This window comes from Dechloromonas sp. A34 (genome assembly GCF_026261605.1).
Classification (GTDB): Bacteria; Pseudomonadota; Gammaproteobacteria; order Burkholderiales; family Rhodocyclaceae; genus Azonexus.
This window is the reverse complement of record NZ_CP102486.1, coordinates 1,818,796-1,835,945: the sequence shown is the minus strand read 5'-3', so window position 1 is coordinate 1,835,945 and position 17,150 is coordinate 1,818,796. Positions and strand designations below refer to the sequence as shown.

Sequence of the window (17,150 nt, the reverse complement as noted above, 5' to 3'; positions counted from 1 at the left end):
TTCCTCAGGCTTCGGCCGGCTCATCCCAGGGGATGACGCTGGTCAGGGCGATATAGATGGTGAGACACAGGCCGGCCATGCCGATGATGCCGAGCAGGCTGTCCGGAGTCAGGGTCAGGAAGTAGGCGTGGCTGGCGCTGCCCATCTTGGGCAGGTTCTGGCCGCCGATGAAGACGACCCAGCGCACCAGCCAGGCGCCATGCAGGGCGAACAGCGCCGGCAGGAGCAGGGAATCGCGCCGGCTACGGGCCAGCCACAGGGTGAGCAGGCTGCTGGCGAACAGCCAGGCCCCGGTCACCAGCCAGCCGAACGAAGCCTGCATCGCCGCCAGGGCGTCGGCCGCGCTCGCCGACAGGCCGCTAACGCCCAGCCCCAGCCAGGCGGCAAGGAGCAGCAAGGTCGCCCACTGGCCCCGCTCGAGCCAGCGATTGAGCAGGGGCGCCGCCGCCCGCTGGCCGGTCAGCGCCTCGAACAAGCTGGTCAGGCCGATGCCGCCGGTCAGCGCCGTCATCAGGAAGAGCAAGGGCAGCAACGGGCTGTGCCAGAGCGGACGGGCCTGTACCACCATCACTTCCATGCCGGTATAAAGCATGACCAGAACGCCACCGATGCCGGCGAGCACGGCCGCCGCGCGGATCGCCCCGGGGTTGTCGTGGCCGCCGTAGGCCAGCACGCGATAGGCGGCGGCAAGCTTGTCGCCGCGCCCGGCCAGCACAGCCAGTTGCGGCCGCAGGCAGAGCCAGGCGTAGAGACCCAGGCCGAGCAGATAGAGCGGAATGAAGAACGAGCCCCAGGCCATCCAGGAGCCGAGATTGGGATGCAGGTAGAAATTGAGGAAACGCCCCGGCTGATGCAGGTCGGCGAGCAAAGCCACCGGCGCCGCCAGGCCGCAGACCAGGGCGGCGAGCAAGGCCCGCCGGGAGACGCCGCGCCACTCGGGCAGCCGCCAGACGAGACCGGGCAGGGAAAGGGAAAAGGCGGCAACCGAAATGCCGATCAGGAAAAAGTACTGGACGGCCCAGGGCAACCAGGACGCTTCCCGGGCAAAGCCCAGGACTTCAACGCTCGTGTACATGTTCATCCTCCTTGAAGGTCCGGACGCCACATCATGTCGGCGGCGGCTGCGCCATCGACCCGGCCGTTCAGCTGCGCGTCGAGGCCGATGTAGAAAACGCGGGGGGTCGTACCGGCTTCCGGCTTGAGGACTTGGGTCTGGCCTTCGGCGGCCTTCAGGCGGCGGCTGATCTCGCTGCCCGGATCGTTGATGTCGCCAAAAATGCGGGCGCCGCCGACACAGGTCTCGACGCAGGCGGGCAGCAGCCCGGCTTCGAGACGGTGGCTGCAGAAGGTGCACTTGTCGGCCTTGCCAGTGTGGTGATTGATGAACCGCGCATCGTAGGGACAGGCCTGGACGCAATAGGCGCAGCCGACGCAGCGCTCGCCATCGACCAGCACGATGCCGTCGGCGCGCTTGAAGGTGGCACCGACCGGGCAGACGGGAATGCACGGCGGCTGTTCGCAGTGATTGCACAGGCGGGGCAGCACGGCGAGGCCGGTCTTGCCCTCGGCGCCGGTCACCGCATAGGTCGCGACCACGGTGCGGAACTGCCCCTCGGGCGAGACGTTTTCCATGGCGCAGGCCATGATGCAGGCCTGGCAGGCGATGCAGCGGCGGGTATCGACCAGCATCGACCAATGCGGCCCGTCCTCGTCGGCGGCCCGGGCCGGCATCGCCAGGCCGGCGGTGACTGCGGGCAGGACGCCGAAGAAAGCACGCCGGGAAAGATCAGGATGAGCGTTCATGCCAAGCTCCGTTGTTTGATGACGGACTCAGCTTAGGCGGCGCGCGACCGGAGCGAAATTGGAAGAAAGGTGCATGGCGATAGGTATAAATCCCTATCGCCGGCCTTCCCGCCACAAAAAACGATGGCGGCTGCAAAGGCCGGCTCACCGCCGTTGGTGGGCGAGGCCGTCAGGCCCGATGCTGCGCCTGGTGCTGGCCTCGCTCGCCGTGCTGGGCGGTATCACCCTGGTCATCACCGGATGGCGCGCCGCGGCATAGGCGGCCTTGCCGCCGACTGCCCGCCCGCCTCAGGCAATCACGCCGAGCCTTGCGGTAAACCAGAAGGCGCTGCCGGCGCCGGCCTCGCTGGCCACCCCCAGATCGCCACCCATCGCCCGGGCGAAGCGCTTGCTGAGCGCCAGACCCAGGCCCACCCCGCGATTGCTGCGGGTGGCCGAATCGTCGACCTGCTCGAAAGCGGTAAACAGGCGTTTCTGATCGGCGGCGGAAATGCCGATGCCGGTATCCTTGACCTCAAAACGCAGCAGCAGGCCTTCGCTCATTCTTTCGGCGATCGCGACGCTGACCGTCACCGAACCCTGGCTGGTGAACCTGATGGCATTGTCGACCAGGGCGCCGAGGATCAGCTCGATGCGCTGGCGGTCGCCGAGCAGTTTCATTCTGGCGAGCTCGGGCGGGATGTCGAAGTGCAGCACCAGGCCCTTCTGCTGCGCATTCCGGCTCGCGGCACAAGCGGCGTGACACAGGAAATCGTCGAGCGTGAAACGGCTGTTGTCGAGCGCGAGCTGTTCGGATTCGCTGCGCGAAATCTCGAGGATGTTGTCGATCATCGCCAGCAATTCCTGCGCCGAAAACATCACCTTGTTGAGGTGGTCGATCTGCTTGGGGTCGGTGGCCCGTCGTATCGCCAGCCCGGTCATGCCAATGATGCCGGCCATCGGTGTGCGCAGTTCGTGACTGATGTTGGACAGGAAAACGCCCTTCGTCCGGTTGGCCACCTCGGCCGCCTCCTTGGCGAAGGCCAGGGCCGCCGTCCGGGCTTCGACCAGTTTCTCGAGACCGGTCTTGTAGCGTTCCAGTTCCAGCTCGGCGGCCTTGCGCTCGGTAATATCGCGGCCGACACACTGGATTTCGCGCAGGGCGCCATCGTCGTAGAAGGCCCGGTTGACGAACTGCATCCAGCGCAGTTCACCGCTGCCAGAATAGACGCGGTTCTCGATGGTCACGACGGGATTTTCGGGCGTCAGCAGGCGCAACTGGGTCTCGATGTGGGCAATATCGTCGTGATGTGCCATCGGGTGCCACTTCTTGCCGATCAGTTCGCTTCTGTCCTTGCCGAAGAAACGAAGATAGACGTCGTTCACGAATACAAAAGTGCCGTCGGCACGTAGCCGGCAGATGACTTCGGTCTGATCCTCGACAACGGTGCGGTAAAGCTCCTTGACCTCGTTCAGTTCCTTTTCCTGCTGCCGGGCAAGGGTTGCCTCGGTGAGATCGATGACCATCGAGCGGCTCATCAGGAAGCGCCCCTGGCCATCCGTCACGGCCGTGGCATTGACCAGGACCGGAAATACCGAGCCGTCCTTGCGCACGAACTCCAGGTACTGATCGTTCAACTTGCCCTGTTCGATGTACTTCGGAAAATTGACGGCGAAAATCTCGGCACTGGCCGGGGTCAGCAACTCGGACATTTTCCGGCAGCCGACCAGCTCGCTGCGCTGATAGCCGAGCCAGCGCAGCTCGGTATCGTTGATTTTCAGGATGGTGCCGTCCAGACCCAGCGAGTGATACCCGCAGGGGGCGTTTTCGTAGAGGTCGGAGAGCGCTTCGGCATCGGCCTTGCGACTGGCATCGACGCTGCGGATCAGGTCGACGACGGTATCGACGCCCATTTTGCTCAGGACGCGCGCCTTGTGGGTTTCAACCGTACGATGGCTGATCCCCAGGCGGGTGGCGATTCCCTTGTTGTTCAGCCCCTCGATCGCCAGCAACATGACTTCGTGCTCACGATCGGTGAGCCCGATCAGGCTAAGTCCGGCTCTTTTCATGGTGAATCTGCATATCGGGTTGCGCGATGGGCACGGATCGGTTTTCGTCTAATTCTTGGCAGGGCCGATTCTGACCCCATTCCTATTCCCCAAGATATACGGGCTCACCCGCACATCATCTCAGGCCGCCCGATGCTGCGCCTGGCGTTGCGCCAGTTGTCTTGGCGAAGGTTTGGGCGATTCCCGGGGCGGCAGGCGTCCGCGCAGGGCCGCCGGGCTGCCGCGTGCGCCGCTCGCCACGTAGTCGGCGAGCAAGGCGGCGGTGACCTGCGGATACGGCAAGGCGCAGTGCCGGGTCAGATATTCGAACAGCGCATCGACCAGCGCTTCCGGGCTCAGGCCGCTGGTCCTGGCGGTGGTCTGCCACAGCCAGTCGGCGAAGGCCAGGAAGGCCTGGAAAGGCGACGATCCTTCGTCGAGCAGCAGCGGCAGCGTCTGTGGGAAGCGGCCCGAATTGGCCAGCAGGTCCCAGTAGCGGGCAAAGCGGGCGAAACATTGCATGGTCGCGGCATCGACGACGGCGGTCTGGCGCACCGTGTAGGGCGGCGCCGGGTCGTAGACCATGCCGTGGTCGAGGCTGTGGCGGGCGATCGGCGTGCCGCGCAGGCGCTTCAGGATACCGAGCTGGATCTCGTGTGGCCCCAGACGATAGAGGCGGTCGAAGCCGGCGGCGAAGCTGGCCAGCGTTTCGCCAGGCAGGCCGAAGATCAGGTCGGTGTGCAGGTGGGCATTGGCGTGCTCCACCAGCCAGCGCAGGTTGGCCTCGGCTTTCTGGTTGTCCTGGCGCCGCGAGATGCGTTGCTGGACCTCGGCATTGAAGCTCTGGATGCCGATCTCGAACTGCAGCACGCCGGGCGGGAACTGCACGATCATCGCTTTGAGGCGCTCCGGCAGATGGTCGGGCACGACCTCGAAATGCAGAAACAGCTCGTCGCTCAGGCGGTCGAGGAAGAACTGCAGGATGCGCAGTGAGACGTCGATCTTGAGGTTGAAGGTGCGATCGACAAACTTGAAATTACGCGCCCCGCGCCGGTAGAGACCATCCATCGCGGCCAGGAAGCGCTCCAGGTCGAAGGCCCAGGCGGTCTTGTCGAGAGCACTGAGGCAGAACTCGCACTTGAACGGGCAGCCGCGCGAAGCCTCGACATAGAGCAGGCGGTGCGCCAGGTCGGCGTCGGAATATTCGTCATAGGGCAGCGCCAGCTGGTCAAGCGGCGGCTGCTCGCCGGCAATCACCTTGCTCAGCGGCCGGGGGCCAGCGAGCAACGCGCGGCACAGTTTGGCGAAGCTCAGGTCGCCCCAGCCGGTAATCACATGGTCGGCCAGCCCGATGATTTCCTGTTGATCGACCTCGTGGCTGACTTCCGGGCCGCCCAGCACTACCTTGATCTCGGGCCGCTCCGCCCGCAGCAGGCGGAGCACGGCGGTCGTCTGCACCACATTCCAGATATAGACGCCGAAGCCGAGGATCTGCGGGCCGGCCGTCGGGGCACCCAGCGTCAGCAGCAGTTCATCGGCCACTTCCTGCGCCGGGCGGGCAATGGTGAATTCGCGCAGCGCGGTCCGTCCGCGCAGCTCGCACATGTTGGCCAGCAGGCAGCGCAGGCCGAGCGAGGCATGGATATATTTGGCGTTGAGGGTGGCGAGGACGATGGTCGGCGGATGGATCACTGGAAACGATAGTGGAAGCTTGGATCAAGCATTATGCAGCCCACCGCACATACATAGTACCGGGCCTATGCTCAACTCCGCGCAGTCAGGGGAACCAGCGGCGATTCTTGCGCCTTGCTTGAAGCGGATCAGCCTGTATCCATTCCGGGAGCGTAGTATCTTCTACCTGAACGGGATACATGCCGCACAGCTCAAACCATGCAGGTGTGCTACCCCGTCGAGTTTCCAGTCTTCAATCCCGATCAGGAGGGACGTCCATCATGAAACTAAAAACAAGCATCCTTTGCGCGGCGACATTCGCCGTGATGCCGGCGCTGGCCGCCGATCCGGCCAAGATAAACTGGCCCAAAGTTCCCGTCGTCAAAGTGCCGCTCTTCTATCCCGGCCAGTCGACTTACGAATGGCTGCGCAGCGCCGAACACAAAGGAGCCTCGAAGGAGGTCATCCGCGGCGACGCCTGCACTACCTGCCACGATGAAGAGGATAACGAGAAGGACCTCGGCGCCAAGCTGGTCAAGGCCAATCCGCTGGAACCGATGCCGGTGCGTGCCAAGAACGGTTTTGTCGAACTCCAGGTGCAGGCCGCCTACGATGCCGAGAACGCCTACTTTCGCTTCCAGTGGAAGACCCAGGCGCCGGAACCGGGCACCGAGTACCCCTACTACCGTTTCGACGGCAAGGAATGGAAGGCCTGGGGCGCGCCGCGCCTCGACGCGCCCATCCAGCAAGGGAAGCAGCCGGCGATCTACGAGGATCGCCTGTCAATGATGATCGACGACGGCAAGGTGCCGATGTTCGCGCAACAAGGCTGCTGGCTGACCTGCCACGACGGCGAGCGCGATTCGCGCAAGGTCGCGACCAAGGACGAAGTCGCCGCCAACGAGGCGATGAAAGCCTACGGCAAGGCCGACGTGCGCAAGTACCTGCCCGCCTCGCGCAACGACCCTTCCGACTGGAAGACCGGTAAGTCGCTCGATGAGCTTGCCAAGATCAAGGCCGAGGGCGGCTTTGCCGACCTGATTCAGTGGCGCGCCAACCGCAGCAATCCGATCAATATGGCGGACGACGGCTGGGTACTCCACTGGCGCAATTTCGACGCCGGCAAGAACCCCTTCGCCTCGAACATGGACGACAAGACCAAGCAGCCCAAATACATGTTCGACGCCGCCAAGTTCGGCAGCAAGGAAGTCACTGCCAACCAGCTCAGGCGGCAGGCCAATTACCTGGTCAAGGGCGGCAATGCGGTGCCCTTCGATCCCAACGCCGGCTGGAAGGAAGGCGACATGGTGCCGCGTTACTACCTGCAACCGGGCGATGTAACCGGTTCGGCTGCCGACAACAAGGCCGTCGGGGTGTGGAAGGACGGCACCTGGACGGTGCTGCTGACCCGCCCGCTGAACCTTGCCAACGACGACGACAAGGCGTTCAAGGAAGGCGGCGTCTACAGCGTCGGCTTCGCGGTGCACGACGACAGCATTACGACCCGCGGCCACCATGTCTCGTGGGTCCGCACTGTCGGCTTCGGCGCCAAGGCCAAGACCGACATTCAGGCCGTCAAGCTGAAGTAAGCCGTGACGCGGTTGCCGTCCGACGGCAACCGCACTGCGCCGGGCGGGAGGCAAGCTCGCCCCCCGCCAACCCTACCCCTCCACGCACTCCGCCACCCAGCCCAGGGCCTTGATGCAGGCCTTGGCGATCGGGGGGCTCAGGCCGCCGTGGCCGGCGCCGGCGACCGGCATCCAGGTCGCTTCCGGCCAGGCACGGTGCAGTTTTTCGGCGATATGCGGCGGGCAGACCGGGTCGGCCATGCCTTGCACGATGGTGGCGGGGATGTGGCGCAGGCGGTCGACGCCGGCCAGCAGCTGACCGGGGTTCAAAAAGCAGTGATTGCTCAGGTAGTGCAGCTGGATCCGCGCCTTGGCCAGTTGCACGGCGTCGGGCGCTGCGGTGAGCGGCGCTTCGCCCATCTGGGCCCGTTCGTAATCCAGCCAGGCATGGGCGGCCGCCGTTGCGACCAGCAGGTCGTCGCCGAGGATACGGCGGGTGTAGGCCGCCAGCAGATCGCCGCGTTCACCGGCCGGCATGGCCTCGGCAAAAGCTTGCCAGGCCTCCGGCGGCACACCGTTGCCGCCCTGCACGTAGGCGCGGATTTCCTCAGCCGAGCCGAGAAAGATGCCGCGCAGCACCAGGCCGAGCACGCGCTCCGGGTAGAGCTGGGCGTAAGTCAGCGCCAGCAGGCTGCCCCAGGAGCCGCCGAAAACGATCCAGGCCGGAATGCCGAGGGCTTCGCGCAGGTATTCGAGGTCGGTCACCAGATGCGCCGTGGTATTGGCGCGCAGGCTGCCGAGCGGTTTGCTGCGGCCGCAGCCGCGCTGGTCGAAGAGCACCGCGTGGAAGCGCTGCGGATCGAACAGCCGGCGCTGGACCGGCGAGCAGCCACTGCCTGGGCCGCCGTGCAGGAAGAGCACGGGCAGGCCGTAGTCGGCGACGCATTCCTCGACATACACCAGGTGACCGTCGCCGACCGCCATCTGCCGGGCATAGCGCGGCTGGCGGATAGGGAAAAGCGGATCGGGTATCAATCAGACCTCGAGCAGTCCGTTGCGCACGGCGACCAGGGTCAGTTCGGCGGCGTTCTGGACATTGAGTTTTTGCTTGATGTGATAGAGATGGGTGCCGACGGTGCTCGGGCTGAGGCAGAAGTCGGCCGCCACGTCATTGACAGAACGGCCTTCGGCCAGCTTCAGAAAGACGGCGAGTTCCTTCTCGGTCAGCGTCTCGACCGGCTGGGCCGAGCCGGAGAGCTGGGCCAGGGCGACGGTCTGCGCCAGTTCTGGATCGAGGTAGCGGCGGCCACCGGCGACCTGCCCGACGGCGCGCAGGAATTCCTCGGGTGCGGCGCGCTTGCACAGGTAGCCGCTGGCCCCGAGGCGCAGGGCGCGCACCGGCACGATGTCGTCGTGATGCGCCGAGAGCATCAGCACCCGGGCCTTGGCTTCCCAGACGAGCAGGCGTTCGAGCGCCGCCAGGCCGCCGATGCCGGGCATCGAGACATCCATGACGACGAGGTCGGGCGTCGTTTCGGCGTAGAGGCGGATGGCGCTTTCGCCAGTATCGGCCTCGCCGACGACGACCGCCCCCGCACCTTCGAGCAGCAGGCGAAAACCGAGGCGGACGATGGCGTGGTCGTCGGCGAGCAGGACGCGGACGCCGTGCAGTGCTTGGTTCATGAGAGTTCCTCCATGGTGGTGGATTCCGGCAGGCGGGCGGACAGGCAGAAACCGCCGCCGGCCGGGGTGGTGAATTCGAGATGGCCGCCCAGCGCGGCGACGCGCTCGGCCATGCCGGCCAGACCGAGGCCGCTGCCGGCCTGGGCCGAGGGCCGGCCGTCGCGGCCGCGGCCGTTGTCGCTCAAGGTTATTTGCAGGGCATCGGCGCAGCGGCCGAGGGCCAGTTCGACCCGGCTGGCACCGGCATGGCGGACGACGTTGGTCAGCCCTTCCTGGATGATGCGGATTGCGGCCTGGGCCAGTTCGTCGGCCACCGGCGCCGCGCCGAAGGCCAGCGTGGCCTGCAGGTCAATCTCTTCGTGCTGCAGACGCCAGGCGGTGAGCAGGCGTTCCAGCGCAGCTCCGAAGCTGGCGCCGGGCAGTGGGCGCAGGCGATGCAGGATGGCCTTGACGCCTTCCTGCATTTCGCCGGTGACGGCGACGATGCTTTGCGCCGGGCTGTACAGCGCCGGCTGTTCGGCCGTGCGCTGGACGATGGCACCGGCCAGGGCACGGACGGCGGTAATGCCTTGGGCCAGTTCGTCATGCAGTTCGCGGGCGATCAGCCGGCGCTCGTCCTCAAGCCGGGCCTGCATGCGGTGGGCGACTTCGCGCTCGGTGTCGAGGCGGACGTTATCGTCGACCGCCGCCCGCAAGCGGTCCGCCATGCCGTTGAAAGCGCGCGACAGGCGCCCCAGTTCCGGCGTTGCGAAGGCCGGCAGGCGGGTGTCGAAACGGCCGCTGCCGGTGCGGTCCAGGGCCAGCATGACCTGGCCGAGTGGGCGCAGGGCCAGTGCCAGCGCCTGGCGGGTGGCCACGAAGAGCACTCCGAGCAGGGCCAGCGCCCAGCCGGCCATGGCGACCAGGTCGTCCCAGGCGTCGATCAGGGCGCGCGAGGGATCGGGCTGGAGCACCAGTTGCAGCTCGCCGACGACCAGCGTGCGGGGCACGAACTCGGGCCGCAGCAACGCGGTGAACCAGGCCGGCACGCTACGCCCGGCCTTGTAGGTCGGCGGCGGCGATGTATAGAGCAGGCCGCCGTCGGCTGCGATGACCTGCAGTTCGTTGGCGCGAATGCGGCCGAGCGGGCGGACGACGGCAAGCAGCCGTTCGGCCGGCGCGTCTTTCAGCTCGCCGCCCAGGGCCTTGAGCCACTGCTCGGACACCCGGCTCGCCGCCTCGACTTCCTCGTGGATGCCCTGCCGGGCACCGTGCAACCAGACGCCGCCGAGGACCAGCAACAGGCTGGCGGCGAGGCCGGTCAGCACGAGGCTGATGCGGGTATGGAGGCTGAGCCGGGCGTTCATTGGGGCGTTCATTTGCCGAAGGCGTAGCGGACGCCGATCCAGGCGGCACGGGGCGCGCCGGGAGCGACGAAGGTTTCGCGCCGCCAGTCGCCGGAATCGCTCTGGAAGCTGCCGCCGGCATTGAACGGGTTTTCGGCGAGCGCGGCGGCCGTAGCGTAGCGCTTATCGAAGACGTTGTTGACCCGGGCAAAGACCTGCCAGCCGGCGCCCAGTTTGGCCTCGGCATTGAGATTCAGGATGGCGTAGCCGGCGGTCTTGCCCGGGCCGTCGAAGGTCCGGGTAGTACCGAAGGCGTCGGTCACGGTGCCCGACTGGTGCTGGTTGTTTTCGTTGCCACGGGCGTACTGGCCGGAGAAGGCCTGGACGTCGCCGCCCAGCCGCAGCCAGTCGGTCGCCCGCCAGCCAAGGCCGAGCTTCAAGCTATGTGTTGGCAGGCCGGGCAGGCGATCGCCCTTGCCGACCAGAATTTCGTCGTCCTGACCGTTGGCCGTGCATTCGGCTGCGGTGCCGCGCGAGCTGTTGTTCTCGGCGAGCAGGCAGGCGGCGGACTGGAAGGTGGCGTGCAGGTAGCTGTAGTTGGCGAACCAGTCGACGCGCCGTAGCTGGCCGTTGAGGCCGAGTTCCAGCCCCTGGCGCTGGGTCTTGCCGAAGTTGGTGAAGTAGCCGGCGCTGGTCGAAGTGCCAACGAACAGGATGTCGTCGGCAGACTCCGTGCGATAGACCCCGGCATTCCAGCCGATATCGCCGGCCAGTTTGCCGCGCAGGCCGGCTTCCAGGGTCCGGGCGACGACCTGCTTGAGGAAGGGGTCGGCGGCCATCGCATTGGGCAGGGTGCAGGGATTGGCCGGGTCGGCGCAGCCCAGCTCGATCGGCGTCGGCACCCGGTTGCCCTGGCTGAAACCGGCATAGGCGTTGAGTGCCGGCGCGAGCTGCCAGGTCAGGCCGAGGGCCGGGTTTAGCTTCTTGTAGCTATGGTCGCCGTCGAGGTTGGGCGGGTTGGGGTTGAGCTCGTCGTGGGTCGTGACCCGGCTCATGTTGTAGCGGGCGGCGCCGGTCAGGTGCAGCTTCGGGGTCAGGGCCACGGTATCGGTGACGAAGAAACTGGCCGTGCGGGTCGTGCCACGCACGGCGTTCTCTTCCTCGACCGGACCAAGTTCGGAGACGCCGCGTGTCGCGTCGATGACGCCGATTTCCTGGGTCTGGGTGAAGCGCATCCGGGCGTAGTCGAGCGAGGTGCCGACCGTCAGCTGCTGGCGTTCGGTGTTGAGGTTCCATTGCAGCGCGGCGCCGCTGCCCTGCTGCCGGGTGCGGGTGCGATTGTTGGCGCCGGACTCGTGGTTCGAGACACCGTCGAAGGGGCCGTCCTCGAACTCGTCGTTGGCGTCGCCGTTCAGGGTGCGCGTCTTGCTGCGCCGGTGATAGACATTGGCGGAGAGGCTTTGCGTGTCGCTGAGCCAGAGGCGGCCGCTGAGCGCCAACTGCGTCAGGTCGTTGCGCGTCTGGTCGGGGTGGGTGAAGATCTGCTCGCGGCGGGCCGCGAACATCGACAGCGGCAGCAGGCCGTTGCCGGTCATCTTGGTCACGGCGCGAGTTAACGTCAGGTCGGCCTCGCCGGCGGCGCTCTTGTGCGACAACTTGCCGAACAACTGTTTGGCCTCGGACTTGGAGTAATCGCGCCAGCCGTCTTCGTTGAACCAGTCTGCGGCAACGTACCAGCCCAGCGTGCCGGCCGTGCCGCCATGCTCCACTTCGACATTGCTGCGCCCGAAACTGCCGCCGGACAGCTCGAATTTGCTGCCGGGATGGCTGAAACCGCTCTTGGTCCGGATTGCCAGCGCGCCACCCAGGGTGTTCAGGCCGAAGACCGGGTTGGAACCGGGCACCAGCTCCATGCCGGCGATCGCCGAATGGGGCAGCAGATCCCAGTTCACGGTGTCGCCGAAGGGTTCGTTGATGCGTACGCCGTCGAGGTAGACCGAGAGGCCCTGCGCCGTGCCGAGCAGCGGCGAGGCGGTGAAGCCGCGGTAATTGACGTCCTGCTGGAAGGGGTTGCCCTGGACCTCGTTGATATTGACGCTGGGCAGCTGGCGAACCATGAATTCCGGCAGGTTCAGGCTTTCCTGCTCCTCAAGCTGGCGTTCGCTGACCGACTGGACGTTGGCCGGCACCTGCTGGCGCGGAATGCCGATGCCGGCCAGCGGCGAGTTGCCCACCACTTCGATGGTCTCGGTCTGAATCACCTTGTCGGCGGCGGAGGCCGGGGCGCAGGCGGCGCTCAGGGCCAGGGCGAGCAGGCGGCGCGGCGAGCGGAGGAACATCTGTTGTCTCTTCATGTTGTTTTATTGAGTTTGTAACTGACCGGAACGACGATCTGGATTTCGCTGCCCTCGAGGCCTTCGGGCAGCGGCGGCAGGCTGCCGAGGCCGGCCAGCATGGCCAGCGCGTGCTGGTCGAGGACCTCGAAGCCACTCGAACGGTCGAGCACGACGCCAACCAGATTGCCCTTGCGTGCCACCCGCAGACGCAGCCGGACTTCGCCTTCCCAGCCGCGCAAGGCGGCGATGCGCGGATATTCGCGCTGGCCGGCGAGCAGTTCAGTCAGGCGCTGGCGGTAAGCGGCGAGCAGATCGGCGGCCGGCGCTTGCTGTACCGCTGCGGCGACTGGCGTGGACGGCGCTGGCGCAGCGACCGCCGGCACTGCGGCCGGCAGCGCATCGGCAACGGCCGGGGCCGGCGGATTGGCCGGCCCGGCAACCTCCTGCGCGCGGGGAGACAACCGCTTCTCCCGACGCACTTCAGGCTGCCGGACCTTCTCGGGGACCACTGCCGTGGGCGCCGGGGCGACGGCGGCAGACGGTCTGGATTCGGGGCTGGCGATCAGGCGCAGCGTGGCGACGATCGGCGGCAACTCGGGCCGCACCGCCGGGCGCTGCCAGGCAGTGGCGACGAACAGTGTGCCGTGCAGGGCCAGCGACAGGCCAAGCAGCTTGGCGAAACGCCGGTCGATGACGCGCGGAACGCAGTACCAGCGCAGCGCGGCCGTGGTCATTTCGGCACTCCCAGCGCTTCCTGCTCGGCCGCCGGGAAGAGGTGGCCGACCGAGCGCCGGTATTCGCTGGCCGCCACTGCCAGTTGGGCGAATTCGGCCGGCAGCGGACGGGCCAGCACCTCGTTCATGTCGAGGCCGTCGCGCGCCGCCTGGCGCAGGGCGCCGGTCAGCCAGTTCAGCCAGGCCCGTGTCTGGCGGATCGGGGCGGCGTCCCGGGCGACCGCGCCATGTCCGGGGACCAGCGCCGTGAAGCCGGCTTCGCGGGTGATCGCTTCGAGTTGATCGAGCGCCGCCAGCCAGTGCCCGATATCGGCATGCGGCGTAGTCGGGGCGCGACCGTTGAAGACGAGGTCGCCGGCAAAGAGTACGCCGCTGGCCTCGTCGTAGACGGCAAGATCGGCACCGGTGTGGCCGTCGAGGGCGATCAGGCGCAACTTGCGGCCGGCGATCTCGCTGGTGCCGGCGGCCAGCACCCGGGTCGGGGCGAGCACTTCGGTGCCCTTCATCCAGTCGCCGCTCAGGCGATAGAGGTTCTCAGCGAAGGCGTTGCCTTCGCTGGCGATGCCCTGCATGGTGGCCGGCAAGGCAGCGAGCGGGACGCCGGCGAAGGCCTGGTTGCCGAGAAAGTGATCGGGGTGATGATGGGTGTTGATGACCAGGGCCGGCGCCCGTTCGCTGACCGCGGCCATGGCGCGGCGCATCTGCTCGCCGTAGCGCAGCGATGGGCCGCTATCGATGACGACCAGACCGCCCGGGGCGACGATGAAGCCGGTGTTGACGATGTTGCCACCGTTGCTGGTGGTGAAGTCCTCGCTCTTGCCGATGAAGGCGTGGACGTCTTCGGCAACGGCCTGCGGCTGCAGGCGATAGTCGAAGTCGGCTGCCAGCACCGACCCGGCCAGGCCGCAGAGGAGGAGAACCACCAAGTAATTCATGGCGCGATCCGGGCCTTGAAACGGTTGCCGTTGTTGTCGTGGCCACTGGCTTCGAGCGGCCCGGCGACGCTCTCCAGGTTCAAGGTGAATACTGGGTTCTCGCTGACCGGCTCGTAGGTCTGAACGCGCATCAGGCGCTGACCGGCGGCGTCGGCCAGTTCGATCTCTTCGAGGTGGAAGGCCGGGGTGCCGGCGACCAGGCCGGTATCCATCGGATGTTCGATGCGCAGGCGGACGCGGCCGGCGTTAGGGCCGGCCGTCCATTGCCGGCCGCTGACCACGTTGAGCCGCTGTTGCCAGTCCTTGGCGGCGGCGCTGCCGGTCGGCGCCGTACACCCGCCACCGACGGTGTCCACCCAGGTGCCGCCGACATGCCAGACGCCATCGACCGTGCGCACCGCGGCGCGGACCGGGGTCGACTGCTGCAGCTTGACGCGAAAGCCGAGGAAGGCCGGGGCGGTCTCGGGGAAGAAACGCAGCACCTGAACAATGGGATTGAAGTCGGCGAAAACGACCACCTCGACCACCTTGCCCAGGGCCGTGGCATCGACGGTGACCGGGACCTGCATCGGGTTCTCGGCGGTGGCCGGGGCGATTACCTTGACGCGCGGATCGAAGAGCATCGGCGCCCCGCCCAGGAAAGCTTTTTCCATCTCGCCCCAGCGCGCCGAGGCCAGCGGGTCGCCACTTTCCCGTAACGCTGCCGCGTCGGCCGGCGCCATCAGGGCGGCCAGGGCAATCGCAGCGATGGTCATCGGGAATTTCATGTCTCGTCTCTCCAGTCGCTCTTGTGTGAGCTGTTTGCAGGGAATGTTCGCAAGCGCCGTGCCAAAGCCGGGGCGCCGCCGCAAACGCCCTTCCCGGCGGGAAAAACCGGGGATTGCACAAATCCGGCGGGCAATTTCAGCAACCGGGTTGTGCAACTTTGGAGCAACTGTGTTCATTTGCAGCAGGCAGCCGGTGAACGCTGCACAGCTCGGGCAAATCCGGCGAAAGCCCCAGCGGCGAGGCCCATCGCGGCTGTTGGCCGTTCCCGGCGTTCATGGCACAGCCCTTGCAAACCGCTTCTATTGCCGGGGGCCGATTCAGGGAATGGAAGGTGGCCGCCGGGTCGATCCGTTCCTTGCGCCCGGGCCAGCCGCCATGCTGGTCGTGGCCCTGGAGCCCATGCATACACAAGGAGACAATCCATGCACAGTCATACCCCTCCCCAGCGACGCGCGCTCGGCCTTGCCCTGCTCGTCGCCGCGGCCTTTGCCGGCAGCCCGGCCCTGGCCAGGGATGTCACCGACGCTGACATCCTCAATGACGCCAAGACCACCGGCGACGTCGTCAGCTTCGGCCTCGGTACCCAGGGCCAGCGTTTCAGCCCGTCCACCCAGATCAATACCAAGACCATCAAGAACCTGGTGCCCGCCTGGTCGATGTCCTTCGGCGGCGAGAAGCAGCGCGGCCAGGAATCGCAGCCGGTGATTGCCGACGGCAAGATGTTCGTCACCGCCTCCTACAGCCGCCTGTTCGCGATCGACGTCAAGACCGGCAAGAAACTGTGGAAGTACGAGCATCGCCTGCCCGACGGCATCATGCCCTGCTGCGACGTGATCAACCGTGGCGCCGCGCTGTACGGCAACCTGGTCATTTTCGCCACCCTCGACGCCCAACTAGTCGCGCTCAACAAGGACAGCGGCAAGGTGGTCTGGAAGGAAAAGCTCGGCGACTACGCTGCCGGCTACTCCGCGACTGCCGCTCCGATCATTGCCAAGGGTAAGCTGATCACCGGCATCTCGGGCGGTGAATTCGGCGCCGTCGGCCGCATCGACGCCCGCGACCCGATGACCGGCAAGCTGGTCTGGACGCGTCCGACCGTCGAAGGCCACATGGGTTACACCTACCAGGACGGCAAGGAAATCGAAAACGGCATCTCCGGCACGCTCAACGCCACCTGGTCCGGCGACCTCTGGAAGACCGGCGGTGCAGCGACCTGGAATGGCGCCACCTACGATCCGGAAACCAACCTGATCTTCGCCGGCACCGGCAACCCGGCGCCGTGGAACAGCCACCTGCGCCCCGGCGACAACCTGTTCTCGTCCTCCACCGTGGCCATCGACGCCGATACCGGCAAGATCGCCTGGCACTACCAGAACACCCCGCACGACGGCTGGGACTTCGACGGCGTCAACGAATTCGTTTCCTTCGATTACAAGGATCCGAAGTCCGGCAAGCTGATCAAGGCCGGTGGCAAGGCCGACCGCAACGGCTTCTTCTTCGTCAATGACCGGACCAACGGCAAGCTGCTCAACGTCTTCCCCTTCGTCAAGAAGATCACCTGGGCCACCGGCTACAACATGGAAACCGGCCGTCCGAACTACATCGAAGAGGGCCGCCCGGGCGACCCGACGCAGGGCGCCGATGGCAAGAAGGGCAAGGTCGTCTTCTCGGCCCCATCCTTCCTCGGCGGCAAGAACCAGCAGCAAATGGCCTACAGCCCGCAGACCGGCCTCTTCTACGTGCCGGCCAACGAGTGGTCGATGGATATCTGGAACGAACCGGTGTCCTACAAGAAGGGGGCGGCTTACCTCGGCGCCGGCTTCACGATCAAGGCGCTGAACGAAGACCACATCGGCGTGCTGCGTGCGGTCGACCCAGCCACCGGCAAGATCGTCTGGGAAAACAAGAACTACGCTCCGTTGTGGGGTGGAGTCCTGACCACGGCCGGCGGCATCGTCTTCTACGGCACGCCGGAAGGCTACCTGAAGGGCGTCGATGCCAAGACCGGCAAGGAACTGTGGTCCTTCCAGACCGGTACTGGCATCGTTGCACCGCCAGTCAGCTGGGAGCAGGATGGCGAGCAGATGATCGCCGTCACGACCGGCTGGGGCGGCGCCGTGCCGCTCTGGGGCGGCGACGTCGCCAAGCGCGTGAACTTCCTCGAACAGGGCGGTTCCGTGTGGGTGTTCAAGCTGCACAAGGGCAGCTAAGCTAGAGTTTCCGTCATCCCCGCGCAGGCGGGGATGACGGAATCGACTGCATCAGCACGTCCGTTTCATTCAATACCAACAAGGAAAAC

General features: G+C 66.3%; 13 protein-coding genes. 2 read left to right on the top strand and 11 right to left on the bottom strand.

All coding sequences use genetic code 11. From position 1 onward, the window contains the following. Positions 1-4: 4 nt before the first annotated feature. The 4 genes from nrfD to NQE15_RS09220 all read right to left on the bottom strand — a co-directional run bounded on the left by nrfD (position 5) and on the right by NQE15_RS09220 (position 5,523). The gene (nrfD, locus tag NQE15_RS09235) at positions 5-1,075 is read right to left on the bottom strand and encodes an NrfD/PsrC family molybdoenzyme membrane anchor subunit (RefSeq protein WP_265948895.1); all 1,071 of its coding nucleotides are present in this window, start codon (positions 1,073-1,075) and stop codon (positions 5-7) included. Positions 1,076-1,077: 2 nt separating this feature from the next. Beyond that, the gene (gene dsrO / locus NQE15_RS09230) at positions 1,078-1,803 is read right to left on the bottom strand and encodes a sulfate reduction electron transfer complex DsrMKJOP subunit DsrO (protein WP_265948891.1); all 726 of its coding nucleotides are present in this window, start codon (positions 1,801-1,803) and stop codon (positions 1,078-1,080) included. A gap of 288 nt (positions 1,804-2,091) precedes the next feature. After that, on the bottom strand, positions 2,092-3,852 hold the full coding sequence (locus tag NQE15_RS09225; protein WP_265948883.1) for a PAS domain S-box protein: 1,761 nt from the start codon (positions 3,850-3,852) through the stop codon (positions 2,092-2,094). A 120-nt stretch (positions 3,853-3,972) separates the two neighbouring features. Continuing rightward, positions 3,973-5,523 (bottom strand): B12-binding domain-containing radical SAM protein, encoded by a 1,551-nt coding sequence (locus NQE15_RS09220; protein WP_265948874.1) that lies wholly within the window; start codon positions 5,521-5,523, stop codon positions 3,973-3,975. A 260-nt stretch (positions 5,524-5,783) separates the two neighbouring features. On the opposite strand from NQE15_RS09220, the gene NQE15_RS09215 reads away from it, so the two are divergent. Continuing rightward, the gene (locus NQE15_RS09215) at positions 5,784-7,091 is read left to right on the top strand and encodes an ethylbenzene dehydrogenase-related protein (protein ID WP_265948871.1); all 1,308 of its coding nucleotides are present in this window, start codon (positions 5,784-5,786) and stop codon (positions 7,089-7,091) included. A gap of 72 nt (positions 7,092-7,163) precedes the next feature. Here the strand turns inward: NQE15_RS09215 and pip are convergent, their stop codons facing one another. The 7 genes from pip to NQE15_RS09180 are packed head-to-tail and all read right to left on the bottom strand — an operon-like array spanning position 7,164 to position 14,850. Next, positions 7,164-8,105, bottom strand: a complete 942-nt coding sequence (pip, locus tag NQE15_RS09210) for a prolyl aminopeptidase (RefSeq protein ID WP_265948868.1) — start codon at positions 8,103-8,105, stop codon at positions 7,164-7,166. Then, positions 8,106-8,753 (bottom strand): response regulator, encoded by a 648-nt coding sequence (locus NQE15_RS09205; RefSeq protein WP_265948865.1) that lies wholly within the window; start codon positions 8,751-8,753, stop codon positions 8,106-8,108. Further along, positions 8,750-10,099: an ATP-binding protein gene (locus NQE15_RS09200; RefSeq protein ID WP_265948863.1), complete on the bottom strand. Its 1,350-nt coding sequence runs from the start codon at positions 10,097-10,099 to the stop codon at positions 8,750-8,752. Before NQE15_RS09200 ends, NQE15_RS09205 begins: the two co-directional genes overlap by 4 nt. A gap of 8 nt (positions 10,100-10,107) precedes the next feature. Further along, a complete protein-coding gene (locus tag NQE15_RS09195) occupies positions 10,108-12,432 on the bottom strand; it encodes a TonB-dependent receptor (RefSeq protein ID WP_265948861.1) in 2,325 nt (774 codons plus the stop codon). Further along, positions 12,429-13,148 carry an energy transducer TonB gene (locus tag NQE15_RS09190; protein WP_265948859.1) on the bottom strand — a complete coding sequence of 240 codons (720 nt, stop codon included), beginning with the start codon at positions 13,146-13,148 and terminating at the stop codon, positions 12,429-12,431. The genes NQE15_RS09195 and NQE15_RS09190 overlap by 4 nt, the downstream gene beginning before the upstream one ends. After that, positions 13,145-14,083, bottom strand: coding sequence for a quinoprotein relay system zinc metallohydrolase 1 (locus NQE15_RS09185; RefSeq protein WP_265948855.1), 939 nt, complete (start codon positions 14,081-14,083; stop codon positions 13,145-13,147). The genes NQE15_RS09190 and NQE15_RS09185 overlap by 4 nt, the downstream gene beginning before the upstream one ends. Further along, a complete protein-coding gene (locus NQE15_RS09180; protein WP_265948846.1) occupies positions 14,080-14,850 on the bottom strand; it encodes a quinoprotein dehydrogenase-associated SoxYZ-like carrier in 771 nt (256 codons plus the stop codon). The genes NQE15_RS09185 and NQE15_RS09180 overlap by 4 nt, the downstream gene beginning before the upstream one ends. A 423-nt stretch (positions 14,851-15,273) precedes the next feature. Between NQE15_RS09180 and NQE15_RS09175 the strand changes: the two genes are divergently transcribed. Beyond that, positions 15,274-17,061, top strand: coding sequence for a PQQ-dependent methanol/ethanol family dehydrogenase (locus NQE15_RS09175; protein WP_265948839.1), 1,788 nt, complete (start codon positions 15,274-15,276; stop codon positions 17,059-17,061). Positions 17,062-17,150 lie beyond the last annotated feature (89 nt).